Source organism: Bordetella genomosp. 12, assembly GCF_002261355.1.
Classification (GTDB): Bacteria; Pseudomonadota; Gammaproteobacteria; order Burkholderiales; family Burkholderiaceae_B; genus Bordetella.
In genome coordinates, this window is sequence record NZ_NEVU01000002.1 from 587,742 (window position 1) to 605,416 (window position 17,675).

The window sequence follows — 17,675 nt, forward strand, 5'->3', positions numbered from 1 at the left end:
GTTCCCGCTGTCCCGCCCCTGCGTTTTCGCCTTCGTACCATGCCGTCGCAGCTGGCGCTGCTCTTCATGGCATCGGCCACGCTGGCCTCACCCTTGCTCCATGCACAATCGGTCAACGCCGTGTCCGACAGTGCGACCCGGCGCTTCGATATTCCTGCCGGCTCCCTGACCCAAGTGATCAGCCAATATGCCAGCGCGGCGCGCGTCGCCATTTCGTTTGACAGTGCGCAAACGCGCGGCCTGAATTCCGCGGGCGTGCACGGGACGTACACGGTCGATGCGGGCTTTGCGGTCGCGCTGGCGGGCAGCGGGCTGCAGGCCGTGCGCGGCGACCAGGGCGCCTATACCTTGCGTGCCGCACCCCAGACGGGTGCGGTTGCGACCTTGCCGACGGTCGCAGTGACGGGCTCCACCGGGGCTTCAGAAGGCGATGGCTTCGTGGCATTGCGCACCTCCACGGGGATGAAAACCAACACCCCGATCATCGAAATTCCGCAAGCGATCAGCATCGTCACGCGTGAGGAGATGGATCAGCGCGGTGTTCAGAATTTCAACGCCGCGGTTGCCTATACGCCAGGGATTCGCGCCATCGACTACCCGGGTGGTCAGGGTGCGCCCGATATCTATCTGCGGGGTTTCCGCGCTTTTAACCTGTTCTCTACTTATCGCGATGGCCTGCGTGCCGGGTTCAATCAGTACGACATCGACATCGAGACATACGGCTTAGAGCGCATCGACGTCATCAAGGGGCCGTCATCGGTCCTGTATGGCCAGATTTCGCCGGGCGGCCTGGTGGACATGAGAACCAAGCGCCCCACGGAAACACCGCTGCATGAGATCGAATTGCAGGGCGGTAATTTCGATCGCCGTCAGGCGGCCTTCGACTTCGGCGGGCCCTTGGATGACGAGGGAAAATGGCTTTACCGCGTTACGGGCGTTGCCCGCGACAGCGGCACCCAAGTCGATCACTCACCCGATGACCGCCTGTACTTTGCGCCGTCGCTGACATGGCGGCCCACCGACCAGACGAGCGTGACGGTCTACGCCAGCTATCAAAAGTCCAAGCGTGGCGGCTCAGAGCAGAGCCTCCCGCTGATCGGGACGGTCAAAGACAACCCGGCTGGCCGTTTCCCGTCCGACGTCTTCCTGGGCCAACCGGATTTAACGCATTACACGGTTGAAAATACGTCGGTCGGTTATGATGTCGAACATCAGGCCTCGCAGAACTGGACCATTCGTCAGAAAGCAAGATATCTGCATTCCGACGTGGATTACATTTCCAGTGGCGCGCGCAATAGCGCACAACTCACGGGCGGCCGCTACTACACGTTCGGCATGCAAGACCGACCGAAAAGCACCGATACCTTCCTCATCGATACCAGCATCGAAGGCCGCCTTTCCACGGGGGTGATCCAGCACACGGTACTGACCGGGCTGGACTATGGCTATTACTCCGGCCGGGAATCCCGCCGGGGCGGCACTAACGGCACGATTGATATCTTCAATCCCGTTTATACCAATACCACCACCTGGAACAGCTTCAAATCGGTCGATGGCAAAAGCCAGGTTTATCAAACGGGTTTGTACGCGCAAGACCAGATGCGTTATGACCGCTGGATACTGACGCTGGGTGGCCGCTACGATTGGGCTACCAACAAAGAGACCGATTATCTGTCGCATGCCGCGAGCAAAGTCGATTCAGAAGCGCTCACCGGCCGGGCCGGGCTGACCTATCTGTTTGATAACGGCGTTGCGCCTTATCTCAGTTATTCAACGTCGTTCCAACCCGGTTCGGGCACCTTGGCCCCGGCTCGCGGGGGTGGCACGTTTGACCCGACCAAAGGCAAGCAGTATGAAGTGGGCGTGAAGTACCAGCCCCCCGGCTCCGACAGCTTGCTCACGGCGTCCCTGTTCCAGTTGACCCAGTCGAATGTCTCCACCGCCGACCCGCTGTATTCCGGATATTCGGTGCAAGATGGTGAGGTTCGCTCCCGAGGACTGGAGCTGGAGGCCAAGACCGCGCTGACCCCAAGTTTGAATGTCGGCGCCTCATATACCTATGTCGATGCCGAGATCACCAAAGACAATGCCAACCTCGTCACCGGGATCAGCAAAAAAGGCCTGCATCCTGCTTCGGTGCCGCGCCATATGGCCGGTTTGTTTGCTGACTACGCGATCCATGGCGGCCCTCTGGCCGGGTTGGAGATTGGCGGCGGTATCCGATATGTGGGCTCGTCTTACAACGCGGCCAATACCGTCAAAATTGGGGGCTACACCTTGTTTGACGCCATCCTGCGCTATGACCTGGGGCAGTTGAGCCCCAGCCTGAAAGGCTTCCGGGCCTCTTTGAGCGCGACCAATTTGTTCGACAAACGCTATTTCACGCCGGGCTTCTATGATCAATCCGTGTTTTACGGCAATCGCCGTACCATCGTCGGGACGCTGAACTACCGTTGGTAAATGAGGGGGCGTTGATCCGGCTTGAACACCTCGTGCAAGAGGATAAGGTGTTCAGGCTTTATCGGAGGCGCCGACCGCCCCGCGATGATCGCCGCGCCTGTGGCAGCCGGCCGAGTCAATGGCCAGCAAGCGCTGCTACCCCTAGGGTAGCAGCGCTTTTTTCTTGGAAAGGCAAGGGGGCCCCCTCGTCAATGAGGCGAAGCGGGGGCCGGGACGGCCGATCAGCGGAGCGTTAGAAAATGCCACCCGGCGCCGGCCTACGCTTGGTAGCCTGCCAGCCTGTGGCACTTGAGGCCCGTCTACTGAGGCATCATTTATGCTGTGTTTTGGCGTGGGCAGGATGCACGGGCAGGGCAATCGATCACACCGTGCGAAATGGCGAAGCGGAAGGAATATTGCGAAGCAAAACAAAAGGCCCGCAAGCGATTGCGGGCCTTTGAATTCTTGGTGGCGCATCCCTGATTCGAACAGGGGACCTGCGGATTATGATTCCGTCGCTCTAACCGGCTGAGCTAATGCGCCAATGCGGCTTGCGCTGCATTTTTTCGCCAACCTCGCAAGCACTGCGTGATCAACGAAGAACGAAATTCTAGCACAAAGATTTTTCCGTGTGCAAGTGCACTCTCGCGATTGTATTTAGTTGTCGCGCGCCAGCCGGATGCCGCTGAATTGCCAGCGCGCTTCGGGCGGGAAGAAGTTGCGGTAGCTGTTGCGGATGTGGCGCGCGGGGGTGACGCAGGAGCCGCCGCGCAAGACGTACTGGTTGCACATGAATTTGCCGTTGTACTCGCCGATGGCGCCGGCGGCCGGTTTGAAACCGGGATAGGCGTCGTAGGCGCTCGCGGTCCATTCCCAGACGTCGCCAAAGAACTGCACCGGGCCGCCCGCCATGCCTGGACGCGGCGCGGGGCAGGGCGCGAAACGGCCGCTTTCGAGCAGGTTGGGCGCCGCGCCTGCATGGCGTCTGGCGGCGAGTTCCCATTCCGCTTCGCGCGGCAGGCGCACCCGCGCCCAGCGGGCATAGGCGTCCGCCTCGAAGTAGCTGACGTGGCACACGGGCGCCTGTAGATCCAGCGCCTGCAAGCCGGCGAGGGTGAATGCCTGCCACTCGTCTTTCTGGCCTTGCCAATAAAGCGGGGCGCGCCACCCCTGGGCGCACACCAGATCCCATCCCTGCGAGAGCCAGAGCTCCGGGCGGCGGTAGCCGCCGTCGAGAATGAACTGGAGGTACTCGTGCTGGGTGACCAGTCGGTTGGCCAGGTGAAAAGGCGGCAGCAGCACGTCATGCGCGGGGCCTTCATTGTCGAAGGCGAACCCGGGCCCGGTGTGCCCGATGCGGGTCTGGCCGCCGGCATAGTAGGTCCAGCCCGCCGGGGTGCCTGGCGGCAGCGTCAGGACGGGGGCGGGCAAATAGGCCGGCAGGCAGGGGTTGCAGGACAGCAAGTGTTTCAGGTCGGTAAGGATGAGTTCCTGATGTTGCTCTTCATGGTTCATGCCCAGCTCGACCATGTGGTGCAGGGCGGGGTCATCGGGTCTGCGCGCCAGCAGATTGGCCACGGCCTGTTCGACCTCATGGCGGTAGGCCATCACGGCGTCGAGGCTGGGCCGGGTGAGCAGGCCGCGCTGGGGCCGGGGGTGCCGGTCTCCCACGCTTTGGTAGTAGGAGTTGAACAGCACGCGATATTCGGGGTGCCGGGGGCGGTAGCCCGGGTCCTGACGCGCCAGGATAAAGGTCTCGAAGAACCATGTCGTATGTGCCAGATGCCATTTGACCGGGCTGCAATCGGGCATGGACTGAGCCTGGCAGTCTTCCGGCGACAGCGGCGCGGCCAGCGCTTCGGTGGCTGCGCGCAGGTGCAGCAGCCGCGCTGCGGAGTCAGCCGGCGGGGCGGCCGGCAGCGGGTGAGTCAATGCGCAGGACAGGGGGTCGGCGGCGAAAGGGCGGATAGGCATGGGCGGCACCGTCAGACGCGAGCGTGATAGACGGTGAACCAGTCGCGCGCATCCGACCAGTGCTGTACCTCGCTGAAGCCCGCCTCATGCAGCAAGGCTTGGAAGTCCTCGGTGCTGTATTTGTATGAGCTTTCGGTATGGATGGTTTCGTCAGGCTGGAATTGCCGGCGTTCTCCCGGCCACTGCACCTGCACCTCGCGCACGGCACGCAAATGCATTTCCACGCGTTGTTTGGCGGCATCGTAGCGCGCCAGATGCTCCCAATCGCGCGCGTCGAAGTTGCTCTGCAGGATCTGATTGACGTGGCGCAACAGGTTGAGGTTGAAGGCCGCGGTCAGATGCAGGGCATCGTCGTAAGCCTGCTCCAGAATGTCGCGCGGCTTGATGCGATCCACGCCGATGAGCGCCTGGGCACCGAGTTGCGCCATGCTGCGCAGCAGCGCCAGGGCGCGTTGGCGGTCCAGATTGCCGATACTCGAGCCCGGAAAGAACACCAGGCGGTCTTGCGGCGCGGTGAACGCCGGCAGGCGCAATCCGCCGCTGAAATCCTGTTCGATGGGGACAATCTCCAGATCGGGATGGCTGCGCGTGAGGCGCTGCACTGCCTGGCGGAGATAGTCGGTGGAAATATCCACCGGCATATAGCACTGCGGTTGCAATGCCGGCAGCAGCTTTTCGGCTTTGGCGCAGTCCCCCGCGCCCAGGTCGATGAGGGTGCGCACCGGGCCGGTGCGGGCCGCGATGGCCTGGCTCTGCTCGGCCAGGATTTCCGCTTCGCACCGGGTGGGGTAATACTCGGGCAGGAGCGTGATGGCGCTAAACAGCGTCGAGCCCAGGGCGTCGTACAGATACTTGGGGTCAACATGCGCCGCCGGCGCGAGCAAGCCGGCTTGCAGCGCGAGGTGTTCGGGCGATTTGCTGGGGGGCTGGCCCGGGTCTATCAAGCGCAGCCGGGCGGTGTGCGAAGCGGAGGTGCTTACCAGCGGGGGTCTTGCTTGCTGCGGGTGCTTCTGTGGGTGGGCCATGATGGGTTCCCTTTGAAGTCGCGCGGAAAAAGCCATTGTCAGCGGATGGGCCTACGCGCTGTCAACCGGAAAACCCTGCCCTGCAATGGATTTTTACGAAATGCGGGCGTTGCGCAGGCGTTGCATGCTGCAACATGGTCTTGCTGTAGCGGCGGCATCCGGGCCCTCGGAAATAAGGCTTTACGGCTGGTTGCGAAACCAGAGGACTGAAGCCCGAGGGAGCGGGAAAATGAGGGTCAGGTAATTCCGCTAGGGAGGCCATATGACTCGCATTGTGCTCGCGCGTTTTGACAGTATGGCTTCGGCTCGCAGTGCGGCGCATGCGCTCATCGCCGACGGGATCGCTGAGCAAGCCGTAAGCCTTCTACTGGAGGATAGCCGTCAACCGGTGTATAGCCGCCGGGGGACAGATCTACGTTCACCCTCGGCCCGGTATGGGGCCATCGCTACCGCCGCTGCGTTGGCCATGCTGGGCGCCATCCTGGGCGCCTTCACGCCGCTTTTGCTGCATGCCGCGGACGTGGGGTTGATGCTTATCGGGGCAGCCGTCGGTGCCTATCTCGGTGCCATGGCGGGCGCCATTTTCCTGCTGCGTGCCTTGCGGCTGACCCGTTTGCGGCTGGCACAGGCCGAGGATGAGGCCGTGAGCCGCGGCGTGGTGCTGGCCGCGCAGGTGCATCCGGATGAAGAGCTGGCCGTGCTCAGCTTGCTCAATGATGCGGGCGGGCGGCATATTCAGCGGCAGCAACATCTCGGCCGTGCCCCGGTGGGGTGGGCGGCACGCGATCACACCATGAGTCAGGCGCGCCGCACGCAATGGCAGAGCTGAGCAGGTTCGCGCGCTGCGGCCTGTCCTGTCTGTTGCTGCTGCTGGCAGCCTGCGCCAGCGTGCCCAGCCCGCGTGTGCTGCAGGAGCGGCGGGAGCAGGCGGCATTGTCGGCGGGGTCGGCCCGCCAGAGCCAATTGGCGGGTCAGCGTCTCGCCGCACGCACGGCTGGCGCTGAGGGCGCCTCCGAACAAGCCCGTTTTCTGGCGCGCCACCTGGCCGTCGAAAGCGCCATCTCGGGCAGCCCGCTCGTGCCGGGTAATGAGGTCAAACTGCTGGCCGATGGGCAGGCCGCGTATGCGGCCATGCTGCACGCCATCGAGCGGGCAGCGCGCTATGTCCACATGGAAACCTATATTTTTGACGAAGGAGCGGCCGGTGAGGCGTTCGTCAGTGCGCTGATCGCGGCGCGCCAGCGCGGCGTGCCCGTCGCGGTCACGGTCGACGCGGTGGGCACCTTGCAGACGCCCGAGTCGCTTTTCGATCGCTTGCGGGCCGCGGGTGTGCAGGTGGTGGTCTTCAACCCCGTCAACCCGGTGCGGTCGCGCAAGGGCTGGTCGCCCAATCAGCGCAATCACCGCAAGTTGTTGGTCGTTGATGGCGAGGTGGGCTTTCTCGGCGGGATCAATGTCAGCGATGTGTATGCGGCCTCGGGCAGTTCGCCCGGGGGCGACGAGCCGGGGCAAGCACCTTGGCGCGACACGCATATGGAGGTCCGCGGGCCGGCCGTGACACAGATCGAGGAAGTGTTGCTGGCCGGCTGGCAGGCGCAGCGCGGGCCGCCGCTGGACGGGGGGCGTTTTCTGCGCGTCGTGCCTCGGCAGGGCGATACGGTGTTGCGGATTCTCGCCAATGATCCGCAAAGTCAGGATGGGTATGCGGTCTATCTCACCCTGATGTCGGCCTTCGAGAGCGCGCAACATGCCATTCACATCACCATGGCTTACTTCGTGCCGGATCCGGCGTTTGTCCAGGCCCTGGCCCAGGCCGCTCGCCGCGGCGTGGATGTGGTGCTCGTGCTGCCCGGCTTTAGCGACAGCGCCATCGTCTGGCACGCGGGCCGCTCGCATTACACGGCGCTGCTGCAAGCGGGCGTGAAAATTTATGAGCGGCGCGACGCGCTGCTGCACGCCAAAACCACGGTTGTGGACGGCGTCTGGGCCACCGTGGGGTCCAGCAATATGGATTGGCGCAGTTTCGGCTTGAATTACGAGATCAATGCTGTCGTCCTGGGACCGGCTTTCGCGCAGGAAATGGAAGCCTTGTTCGAGCGCGACCGGCAGGCTTCGGTCCGGGTGGACGCTGCGCAATGGGGCGATCGCCCGGCGGGCGACCGCTTCATGGAGTCATTTTCGCGCCTGTTCGAGCGCTGGCTCTAGGCCGGCTGGGCATGATCGCGCTGCAGTTCGGCCAGCGCGGTGGTGATGTCGGTGACAGGCTGGAAAGAGTCGGCCGTCGCCATGCTCCAGCCCACCTTGAACACATTGTGGCGGAACTCGCCACGCAACAGTTCGCCCGGCGTCAGCTCGGGAAACAGCGCCGACAGCAGGCGCACTTCGCTGGACGAAATGCGGCGAGCGATATGGTGGGTGCGAAGCTGATTGGGATGCGTGAGCCCCGCGGCCTCGAGGAGTTCGGCCAGCGCATGCAGGGTGTTCTGGTGGAAGTGGGCCACGCGTTGGGCTTTGTCAGGCACGACGAGGGCGCGTTGCCGCACGGGGTCTTGCGTGGTCACGCCAGTCGGGCATTTGCCGGTATGGCAGGCCTGAGCCTGGATGCAACCGATGGCAAACATGAACCCGCGCGCGGCATTGCACCAGTCCGCGCCCATGGCCATGACGCGCGCCATGTCGAATGCGGTAATGATCTTGCCCGAGGCGCCGATGCGGATGCGGTCGCGCAGGTTCACGCCAACCAGGGTGTTGTGAACCAGCCGCAAGGCTTCGCGCAGCGGGGTGCCCACATGATCGACGAACTCCACCGGCGCGGCGCCCGTGCCGCCCTCGGCGCCGTCGACCACGATAAAGTCAGGTGTAATGCCGGTTTTGAGCATGGCCTTGACGATGGCGAACCATTCCCAAGGATGGCCCATACAGAACTTGAAGCCGACGGGTTTGCCGCCCGACAGTTCGCGCAGGCGCGCCACGAAATGCATCAGGCCAACCGGCGTATCGAACGCGCTGTGGCTGGACGGCGAGTTGCAGTCCTGCCAGGCGGGCACGCCGCGCGCCTCGGCGATCTCGAGCGTGACCTTGCCCGCGGGCAGAATGCCGCCGTGACCGGGCTTGGCGCCTTGAGAAAGCTTGATCTCGATCATCTTGACCTGCGGCGTACAGGCGTTACGCACGAAAGCCTCTTCGGAGAAATTGCCTTGCTCGTCGCGGCATCCGAAATAGCCCGAGCCGATATTCCAGATCAGCGCGCCGCCCGGCTGGCGGTGGTAGCGGCTGATGCCGCCTTCGCCGGTGTCATGGGCGAAATTGCCGATGCGCGCGCCGTCATTGAGGGCCAGCACGGCGTTGGCCGACAGGGCGCCAAAGCTCATCGCCGAGACATTGAAAACCGACATGGCGTACGGCTGGGTGCAATCCGGCCCGCCTACCTGAACGCGAAAATCGGGTTCGGTGATATGGGAGGGCGACATGGAGTGGTTGATCCACTCATACCGATCGCCATAGACATCTTCCTGCGTGCCGAACGGGCGCTTGTCGATCTCCTGTTTGGCGCGCTGATAGACGATGGAGCGCTGGGCCCGCGAAAAGGGCGCGGCGTTGGTGTCGTCTTCCAGGAAGTATTGGCGGATTTCCGGACGGATGAATTCGAACAGAAAGCGCAGATTGCCGATGACGGGATAGTTGCGGCGAATCGCATGGCGGGTCTGGATGAGGTCATAGACCCCTAGCAGGCTGAGTGCCGCCAGCGGCAACGCTGCCCAAAGCCAGGCGGGGCCGCGCAGTTCTGCCAGGGCGATGCTCGCTGCCGTGCCTATGAGAATGAGGGCGAAGGCCGAGTAGCGGCCAGCGATCCAGTGCATATGCGTCTCCGAGGTACTGATTTGCCGCCAACCTTAACAGAATCCCCTGACACCTCTCTCAATGGGGCGCACGCGCGCTCCCAAGAAAAAAACCCCCGCAGGCCGGATCTGCTCCAGCTTGCGGGGGCGTCGCGCTGTGCGCGCTTCGTTGTCAGCAGCTCGACGGCGCGGGGGTTTTCTCGACCGCCAGCCCAAAGTAGGGGCGTAGCCGCACGCCCAGGGCGCTGCCCAGGAAGGCGGCCGGCAGCCACAGCCAGGCATGCAGGCTGCCCGACAGAATGCCGCTGAAATAGGCGCCGATGTTGCAACCGAATGCCAGGCGCGAACCGTAGCCCAGCAACAAGCCGCCGATGATGGCGCCCGCCAGCGAGCGGGCCGGCACCTTCCAGATGGGGGCAAACTTGCCTGCGGCCGATGCAGCGGCCAGCGCGCCCAGCATCAGGCCGATGTCCATGACCGAGGTGACATCGCGGCTGACCGGTGCGGCCAGGGCGGCCTGTTGCTTGGTCCAATAGGCCCAGGTGGAGACATCGCCACCGAAAGCGTCGAGGGTCTTGGCTCCCCACAGCGCGAAGGCCGACGTGATGCCCCAGGGGCGGCCGGCCAGCGCCAGGGTGGCGAAGTTGAGAATGACCAGCGCGACACCGCCCCAAACCAGCGGCCAGGGGCCTTGCAGCAGGGTCGCCGGCCGGCTGGTGTGCGCCGCGGAGGAAATCAGATGACCGTGCCGGCGTTTTTCCAGCACGGTGGTCAGCCAGGCAATGAAGGCGAATACCGCCAGATTCGCCACCAGGGCCGTGGGCAAGCCCCAGGTCTTGATGAGCGAGGTGGGGGGCAGCGCCGGCAGGTTGGACCACCAAGGGAAGTTGGCCGTTGCCAGCACCGACCCGATGATGAAGAACAACAGGGTGACGATCATGCGGGTGTTGCCGCCACCGACCGCAAACAAGGTGCCCGACGCGCAGCCGCCGCCCAGTTGCATGCCGATGCCGAACAGAAAAGCTCCCAGCAATACGGAGACACCCGGGGGCGACACCAGGCCGTTGACCGGCATGCCGAACAGCGTGCCCGAGGCCAGAAAGGGGAAAAACAGAATGACGCCGAAAGCCAGCATGACCATCTGCCCACGCAGGCCGGCGCCCCGCCGATCGGAGACGAAGACGCGCCAGGCTTGAGTAAAGCCGAAAGAGGCGTGATAGAGCGTCACACCCAGCAGGGCGCCCACGATCCACAGCGCGCTCTGACGCCAACTGACGGTTTGCAGCAGGTAGATGGCACCGGCCAGAACCAGCAGCAAGGCGACCAAAAGTGGCTTGCGGTTGATCTGGATGGCGGCAGAGGGAAAGGGCAGGGTGGAGGCGGGTGTGCTCATGGATACACGCAAAAAAGCGGCGGAAATGGGGCGCGTAGGCGCCCCAAAATCGCAGTATAGGAGTCCGAACAAATAATAAAAAACAATTATTTATTGTTTTTATATATCCAAAAGATATATTGCTAGAGGCTCAAGCGCCACGCCAGCGCTACCAGGGTAGCCAGCAATACCGGCACGGTCAGCACCAGGCCCACCCGGAAGTAATAGCCCCAGGTTATGACCAGCCCCTTGCGTGCAAGGACGTGCAGCCACAGCAAGGTGGCCAGGCTGCCTATCGGTGTGATCTTCGGGCCCAGATCGCTGCCGATCACGTTGGCGTAGATCATGGCCAGCCGGCTGCTGTCGTGCGCGACCTGCGCATCCGCGATGGACAGGGCACCGATCAGGACCGTGGGCAGATTGTTCATGATCGAGGACAGCACGGCGGTGGCGATGCCAGTGCCCATGGCCGCTCCCCAAACGCCGTATGCGGCGCAATGCTCCAGCAGTGCGGTCAGGGCCTGGGTCAGGCCGGCATTGCGCAGACCATAAACCACCAGGTACATGCCCAACGAGAACACCACGATATGCCAGGGGGCCTCGCGCATGATGCGGCGGGTGCCGACGATGTGCCGGCGGCCGGCGATCAGCAGCAGGCCGGCTGCTCCCAGCGCGGCGATGGCGCTGACCGGCACGCCCAGTGGTTCGAGCAGAAAAAAACCGGCCAGCAGCAATGCCAGCACGACCCAGCCGACGCGAAACGTCAGGCTGTCTCGAATGGCGGTATGCGGCGGCGGCAGGCTGGCCACCTCGTAGCGCGCGGGCAGGTCACGGCGGAAAAACAGCCACAGCATGGCCAGCGAGGCGCCCACGGCGACGAGGTTGACCGGCGCCATGACCGACGCGTATTCGCCGAAGCCCAGCCCGAAGAAGTCGGCCGAGACGATGTTGACCAGATTGGAGACGATGAGCGGAATGCTGCCGGTATCGGCAATGAAGCCGGCCGCCATCACGAAGGCCAGGGTGGCGGCCGGGCCAAAGCCCAGCGCCAACAACATCTCCATCACGATGGGCGTGAGAATGAGCGCGGCGCCGTCATTGGCAAACAGTGCCGTGACGGTGGCGCCGAGCAGCACGATGAGGACGAAGAGGCGATGGCCGCTGCCGCGGCCCCAGCGCGCCACATGCAGGGCTGCCCATTCGAAAAAGCCCGCCTCGTCGAGGATGAGGCTGGTGATGATGATGGCGATGAAGGTGGCCGTGGCATTCCAGACGATGTGCCACACCACCCCGATGTCTGTCCACTGAACCACGCCAGTCAGCAAGGCCAATGCGGCGCCGATGCACGCGCTCCACCCGACATTCAGCCCGCGCGGCTGCCAGATGACCAGGGTGAGTGTCAGGACGAAAAGGGCGAGCGCCAGCATGATTCAGAGCGGATGGAATTGTTGAATCCAGGCGACCAGGGCCGAGATCGTGATGACTGACAGCAGGGTCGACAGTAGGATGGCGCGCGATGTGTTGCCAGCGGCGCGGCCATAGAGCTGGGCCAGCATGAACGGCCCGGTGCCCATGGGCAGGGCGCTGATGAGCACCGCGCACCAGGCCCACAACGGCGGCATGGAAAACACCCAGAAAGCCAGGATGGCCGTGATGAGGGGCTGCAGCAGCAATTTGCCCGCGACCAGTCGGCCCACGGATGTACTGCCTACGGCCGGTTGCGCCTGGGCGAGAAACAGCCCGATGGTGATGAGCGCGCAAGGGCTGGCCGAGGCACCCAGCAATTCCACATAGCGGTCCAGGCCTTGCGGCAGGGAAACGTCCAGCCCGGCCACCAGGGCGCCGGCCACGGGCGCGATCAGCAGCGGATTGCGCGCCAGCGCGCGCCCCACTTTGTAGAGCGTGGCGCCCCAATGCCGCTGGCGATGCTGGTCATACTCGATCAGGGCAATGGCGCAGGCAAACAAGGCGCAGGCGGTCAGCAAGGTGGTGATGATGGCCGGCGGCAGGCTATCCGGGCCCAGCACCACCAGGCAGAGCGGGATGCCCATATAGCCGGCGTTGGCGTAGGCCGCGGCCAGGCCTTCTATTGTCCGGTCGGTCAGCGGGGCACGTCGTCCGGCCACCGCCATCGTCACGCCGAAGGTGATGCAGATGCCGCCCCAGAACGCCGCGATAAATCCCCAATGCAGCATGTCATCCATCCTGGCCTGGGCCATGGCGCGAAACAGCAGGGCGGGCAAGGAAAGGTAGGCGACATACCGGTTCAGGGCGTCGGTGGCGGTGGGCCCGAGCACACGCATGCGGGCAGCCAGCCAACCGGTCAGTATCAAGGCAAAGACCGGCAGCGTAGCGTTGACGACGGCGGACATGGCGCGGGGGGAGGGGGAAAAGCCAGCATTTTACTGAATGACGCGCGGGGGCTTGGAGGCTGCGGTCTGGCCTGAGACAATCGGGTAAGAACAACTTGCTGGAATCATCGTCATGAGTGCTGTGTCCGCCACGCCTGTGCGTATTGTCATCGGAACCTGGGATCGTCTGCGCGACCATGCCGCGCAAGTGCGGCATGAGGTTTTCGTGCTCGAGCAGAAAGTGCCGCCCGAGATCGAACTCGACGACGAGGATGCGGTCTCCGTGCATGCGGTGGCCTATGACGCCGCCGGGCAGCCTATCGGCACGGGCCGGTTGCTGCCGGACGGCCATATCGGGCGCATGGCGGTACGCCGGCAGGCGCGCGGCGCCGGGGTGGGGGGCCAGGTGCTGGACGCGCTCATCGCGCAAGGCCACGGCGACGGGCATCGCGTGCTGGTGCTGCACGCGCAGACCCACGCGAAGTCATTTTATGAGGCGCATGGCTTTCAGGCCGACGGCGAGGAGTTCGTCGAAGCCGGCATTCCGCATGTGGCCATGACGAGGGAGATCGTTCGCGCTTGAAGGCCGGCGTGGAGGGGGCGGGTTCAGCGTGGCCGCGGCCTGCCCGGCCCTTGCCGGGGCAAACGCGCCGCGCAGGCAACAAAAAACCCAGCCTAACCATTCGTTATGCTGGGTTTGTTGTCTTAAGCGGTGGTGCCCAGGAGAGGACTCGAACCTCCACACCTTGCGGCACATGGACCTGAACCATGCGCGTCTACCAATTCCGCCACCTGGGCACGATCTGTCATGCTGAGTCGTTTTGCTCACCGTCAAGCGCACGACCATGCTGTTTGGGGCCGGGCATGAGCCGGCGATCCTGAAAGAAAAACCCGAATAGGCTTCGGGTTTGGCGCGCCGTGCGGATCATCACGACGTTGTTATTGGTGCCCAGGAGAGGACTCGAACCTCCACACCTTGCGGCACATGGACCTGAACCATGCGCGTCTACCAATTCCGCCACCTGGGCTCTGTCGATCTTGCGTTGCCGCGCAATCAGCAGGACGCGAATTATGCACATTTTTCAGGGCGTGCGCAAGTCAATAACGCCCGCCCGGCCGGGCGCGGCTATGCTTAGGGCTTGGCTGCCGCGCGCAGCATTGTTTAGCCCTTATTCATGACTCGTCCGCATTGCCTCCGTTGCGACCGTCCGCTCACCCATTGTCTGTGTGCGGTGCTGCCCAAATTGTGGTCGCAGACGCGCGTATTGATTCTGCAGGATCCGCGGGAGGCGGGGCATGCGCTCAATACCGCCCGCCTGGCATGTCTGGGGCTGGCCCGGGCCAGGCGCGTGGTGGCCGAGCATTTCGACGCGGGGCTGTGGTCGCAGCCGGGGCAGCAGGCGTTTTTGTTGTTTCCGGGGGCGGCGGCCGTTGCGGCCGGGCCGGCGTTGCCGCCAGCGCTGCCGCGCTTGTTGGTTGTGCCGGATGCGACCTGGCGCCGTGCGCGCAGCATGATTGCGCGGCATCCGGCGCTGGCGGCCTTGCCCCGGCTCGATCTGCCCCACGCCGGGCCAGGACGCTACCGTGTCAGGCATGCGGATCTGCCGGGTGCGCTTTCTACGCTGGAAGCGGTGGCCGCGGCGCTCAATGCGATGGAGGGCACGGATCGTTTTGATGCCTTGCTCGCGCCTTTGGAGCGCCTGGTTCAGGGTCAGATCGACGCCATGGGGCAGGGGCGCTATGAGGCGCATCATGTGCGCCGCGAAGGCAGCCGGTCGCGATAAGTCTGCCGGCTGATCGGGCACGAAAAGCGCACGAAAAGCAAAACCCCGAGTCGCTTGCGCGGCTCGGGGTTTTGAATCCCACCAGGCGAATCGATAAATCAATTTGCCTTTACCAGGCAGTTTGCGGGCAAACTGCCTGAAAAAAACTGTGGTGCCCAGGAGAGGACTCGAACCTCCACACCTTGCGGCACATGGACCTGAACCATGCGCGTCTACCAATTCCGCCACCTGGGCACTGTGTCTGACAACATTTTTGCGCTGGATTTCACGTAGACTAGCTACTTCGCAAATCGCTGTGCTTGACTTTCAGTGTCGCACTGGGCTGACCACAGAAGCTGCGCATTATATACGGGATTTTCAGCTTTGGCAAAACGATCGAACAACGACGCAAACAAAAATAATAGATCTACTCCGGTCCTGCCCGATGCTCCACCGGATTTTGATCCGGACGTCCCGTCTCGCGAAGAGATTCTCAATGCCTTGCGCACGGCCGGCGCGCCTTTGGCACCGGCCGAACTCGCGCAGCGCATGGGTGTCGAGCGCGAGGCGACCGTGGTCGGCTTCGAGCGCCGCCTTGCCGCGATGGAGCGCGACGGCCAGTTGCTGCCCAATCGCAAGGGTGTGTTGTTGCTCGCCACCAAACTGGATTTCGTCGCCGGCCGCGTCCAGGGCCACCGCGACGGCTTCGGTTTTCTCGTGCGTGATGACGGCGGCCAGGATATTTTCCTGTCTCCGCGCGAAATGCTGAAGGTGCTGCACGGCGACCGGGTGTTGGTCAAGCCGTCTGGTGAGTATCGCGGCAAGCCCGAGGGCACCATCGTCGAGGTCATCGAGCGGCGCACCAACAAACTGGTGGGCCGGTTTCTGCACGAGCATGGCTTGTCCATCGTCGTGCCCGAAGATCAGCGCATCAAACATGACATCCTGATTCCCCCGAGCGACACCAATGGCGCGCAGCATGGCCAGGTCGTGTCGGTCGAAATCATCGAGCAGCCGACGCGGCACACCCAGCCCCTGGGCAAGGTGTTCGAGGTCCTGGGCGAGATCGATGATCCCGGCATGGAGATCGAAATCGCGGTGCGCAAGTTTGACGTACCGGTCGATTTTTCCGAGGCGGCGCGCAAGCAGGCCGCCCGCCTGCCCGACAGCGTGCGCAAGAGCGACCTCAAGCAGCGCGTGGATTTGCGTGATGTTCCGCTGATCACGATTGATGGCGAAGATGCGCGCGACTTCGATGACGCCGTCTACTGTGAACCGGTCGATCTCGGCACGGGGCAGCGCAAGCGCCCGGGCTGGCGCCTGTTGGTGGCCATCGCCGATGTCAGCCACTACGTCCAGCCTGGCGATGCCATCGACGACGATGCGATCGAGCGCGGCACCAGCGTGTACTTCCCGCGCCGCGTCATTCCCATGCTGCCGGAGTCGCTGTCCAACGGACTGTGCTCGCTCAACCCCGATGTGGATCGCCTGGTGCTGGTCTGCGACATGGTGATCCCCGCCACGGGAGCCAAGGCCGGCACGGTCACGGCCTATCAGTTCTACAACGCCGTGATGCACTCGCATGCGCGCACCACGTACACCAGCATCTGGGAGGCCTTGCAGCAGCCGGGGGGGCCGGCTGCGCTGGCCCTGGGCAAGCTGTTGCCGGATGTGCAGCATCTGTACGAGCTCTACCAGTTGCTGTCACAGCAGCGCAAAAAGCGTGGCGCCATCGATTTCGAAACCATCGAGACGCGCATCGTGTGCAATGAGCTGGGGCGCATCGAACAGATCGTGCCCATGGTGCGCAATGACGCCCATAAGCTCATCGAAGAATGCATGCTGGCGGCCAATACCTGCGCTGCGGACTTCATGCTGCGCAGCAAACATCCGGGCCTGTACCGTATCCACGAGGGCCCGACCCCTGAGCGGCTGCAGGCTCTGCGTGATTTTCTGCGCACGATGGCGCTGTCTTTGGGGGGCGGCGACACGCCCACGGCCAAGGATTACGGCGAATTTCTCGATACGGTGCGCGGGCGCCCGGATTTCCCGCTGCTGCAGACCATGAGCTTGCGCTCCATGCAGCAGGCTGTTTACAGCCCCGACAACATGGGCCACTTCGGTCTGGCTTATCCGGCCTATTCGCATTTCACCTCGCCTATTCGGCGCTATCCCGATCTGCTGACGCACCGCGTCATCAAGGCATTGCTGGAAGGGCGGCGCTACGTCCCCGAGCTGCAATCGCAGCCGGTGGTCATCGGGCGCAGCCAGCGCGACCACGAGCACGCCATTTGGGAGAAGCTTGGCTTGCTCCTGTCGGCCAGCGAGCGCCGGGCCGACGAGGCCTCGCGCGACGTGGAGGCCTGGCTCAAATGCTGGTTCGTGAAGGAGCGCGTGGGCGAGGACTTCAGCGGCACGGTGACGGGCGTGGCGAGCTTCGGCATTTTCGTGACGCTGGATACGCTGCATGTGGAGGGGTTGGTGCACGTCTCCGAGCTCGGCGGCGAATATTTCCAGTTCAACGACTCGCTGCACGAACTGCGCGGCGAACGCACCGGCATGCGCTATCGCCTCACCGATAAAGTGCAAGTGCAGGTGGCGCGTGTCGATCTCGAAGCCCGGCGTATCGAATTCCGGCTGGTCAAAGGGACGAGCTACGAATCCTTGCGCAAGCAGAGCGCGCGCAATCCGGACGAGCCGCGTCGCATCAAGAAGGCCGCCGCGCCCAAACCCGCTGCGCTCAAGGGGCAAACCGCCAAACAGCGCCGCGCCGAAGCCAAGAAGGCCAATAAAGTGCCGCCGACGCCCGCCAAGCGGCCCGCGGCGCCAGCCAAGAAGGCCACGCGCGGGCGCCGCTAGCCTTCTGGCGCGGTAACATTGCGGGATTGCAGGGGTGGGCCCAGGGGGCCACG

The 17,675-nt window shown here is 63.8% G+C and carries 12 protein-coding genes and 4 tRNA genes; 6 read left to right on the plus strand and 10 right to left on the minus strand.

What is annotated here, in order from left to right; translation table 11 throughout:
* Positions 1-39 precede the first annotated feature (39 nt).
* A complete protein-coding gene (locus CAL22_RS08070; RefSeq protein WP_244193813.1) occupies positions 40-2,460 on the plus strand; it encodes a TonB-dependent siderophore receptor in 2,421 nt (806 codons plus the stop codon).
* Between the two features lie 445 nt (positions 2,461-2,905).
* Here the strand turns inward: CAL22_RS08070 and CAL22_RS08075 are convergent.
* The 3 genes from CAL22_RS08075 to egtD form a co-directional block, all read right to left on the minus strand.
* Positions 2,906-2,982, minus strand: a tRNA-Met gene (locus tag CAL22_RS08075).
* A 114-nt stretch (positions 2,983-3,096) separates the two neighbouring features.
* Entirely contained in the window at positions 3,097-4,413 is a 1,317-nt protein-coding gene (gene egtB / locus CAL22_RS08080; protein ID WP_094812063.1) for an ergothioneine biosynthesis protein EgtB, read from the minus strand.
* An 11-nt stretch (positions 4,414-4,424) separates the two neighbouring features.
* Entirely contained in the window at positions 4,425-5,438 is a 1,014-nt protein-coding gene (gene egtD / locus CAL22_RS08085; RefSeq protein ID WP_094812065.1) for an L-histidine N(alpha)-methyltransferase, read from the minus strand.
* Between the two features lie 262 nt (positions 5,439-5,700).
* Here egtD and CAL22_RS21280 point away from each other — a divergent pair, with 262 nt between their 5' ends.
* Positions 5,701-6,267, plus strand: a complete 567-nt coding sequence (locus tag CAL22_RS21280; RefSeq protein ID WP_244193814.1) for a hypothetical protein — start codon at positions 5,701-5,703, stop codon at positions 6,265-6,267.
* Positions 6,255-7,643 carry a phospholipase D-like domain-containing protein gene (locus tag CAL22_RS08095; protein WP_094812067.1) on the plus strand — a complete coding sequence of 463 codons (1,389 nt, stop codon included), beginning with the start codon at positions 6,255-6,257 and terminating at the stop codon, positions 7,641-7,643. The genes CAL22_RS21280 and CAL22_RS08095 overlap by 13 nt, the downstream gene beginning before the upstream one ends.
* Here CAL22_RS08095 and CAL22_RS08100 read toward each other — a convergent pair.
* The 4 genes from CAL22_RS08100 to CAL22_RS08115 all read right to left on the minus strand — a co-directional run bounded on the left by CAL22_RS08100 (position 7,640) and on the right by CAL22_RS08115 (position 13,021).
* Positions 7,640-9,298 carry an FMN-binding glutamate synthase family protein gene (locus CAL22_RS08100; protein ID WP_094812069.1) on the minus strand — a complete coding sequence of 553 codons (1,659 nt, stop codon included), beginning with the start codon at positions 9,296-9,298 and terminating at the stop codon, positions 7,640-7,642. The genes CAL22_RS08095 and CAL22_RS08100 overlap by 4 nt on opposite strands.
* 151 nt (positions 9,299-9,449) lie before the next feature.
* Complete coding sequence (locus CAL22_RS08105; protein WP_432264294.1) at positions 9,450-10,742, minus strand: YeeE/YedE family protein; 1,293 nt, start codon at positions 10,740-10,742, stop codon at positions 9,450-9,452.
* A 50-nt stretch (positions 10,743-10,792) separates the two neighbouring features.
* A complete protein-coding gene (locus CAL22_RS08110) occupies positions 10,793-12,076 on the minus strand; it encodes an arsenic transporter (protein WP_094812073.1) in 1,284 nt (427 codons plus the stop codon).
* A gap of 3 nt (positions 12,077-12,079) precedes the next feature.
* On the minus strand, positions 12,080-13,021 hold the full coding sequence (locus tag CAL22_RS08115; RefSeq protein WP_094812075.1) for an AEC family transporter: 942 nt from the start codon (positions 13,019-13,021) through the stop codon (positions 12,080-12,082).
* A gap of 112 nt (positions 13,022-13,133) precedes the next feature.
* On the opposite strand from CAL22_RS08115, the gene CAL22_RS08120 reads away from it, so the two are divergent.
* Positions 13,134-13,583 carry a GNAT family N-acetyltransferase gene (locus tag CAL22_RS08120; protein WP_094812077.1) on the plus strand — a complete coding sequence of 150 codons (450 nt, stop codon included), beginning with the start codon at positions 13,134-13,136 and terminating at the stop codon, positions 13,581-13,583.
* Positions 13,584-13,713: 130 nt separating this feature from the next.
* On the opposite strand, the gene CAL22_RS08125 is transcribed toward CAL22_RS08120, so the two are convergent.
* Positions 13,714-13,798: transfer RNA gene (locus CAL22_RS08125), tRNA-Leu, on the minus strand.
* 145 nt (positions 13,799-13,943) lie between these two features.
* A tRNA-Leu gene (locus CAL22_RS08130) sits at positions 13,944-14,028 on the minus strand.
* Positions 14,029-14,175: 147 nt separating this feature from the next.
* On the opposite strand from CAL22_RS08130, the gene CAL22_RS08135 reads away from it, so the two are divergent.
* Positions 14,176-14,784: a tRNA-uridine aminocarboxypropyltransferase gene (locus tag CAL22_RS08135; protein WP_094812079.1), complete on the plus strand. Its 609-nt coding sequence runs from the start codon at positions 14,176-14,178 to the stop codon at positions 14,782-14,784.
* A gap of 149 nt (positions 14,785-14,933) precedes the next feature.
* Here the strand turns inward: CAL22_RS08135 and CAL22_RS08140 are convergent.
* Positions 14,934-15,018, minus strand: a tRNA-Leu gene (locus CAL22_RS08140).
* Between the two features lie 129 nt (positions 15,019-15,147).
* Here CAL22_RS08140 and rnr point away from each other — a divergent pair.
* Positions 15,148-17,622: a ribonuclease R gene (gene rnr / locus CAL22_RS08145; protein WP_094812081.1), complete on the plus strand. Its 2,475-nt coding sequence runs from the start codon at positions 15,148-15,150 to the stop codon at positions 17,620-17,622.
* Positions 17,623-17,675 lie beyond the last annotated feature (53 nt).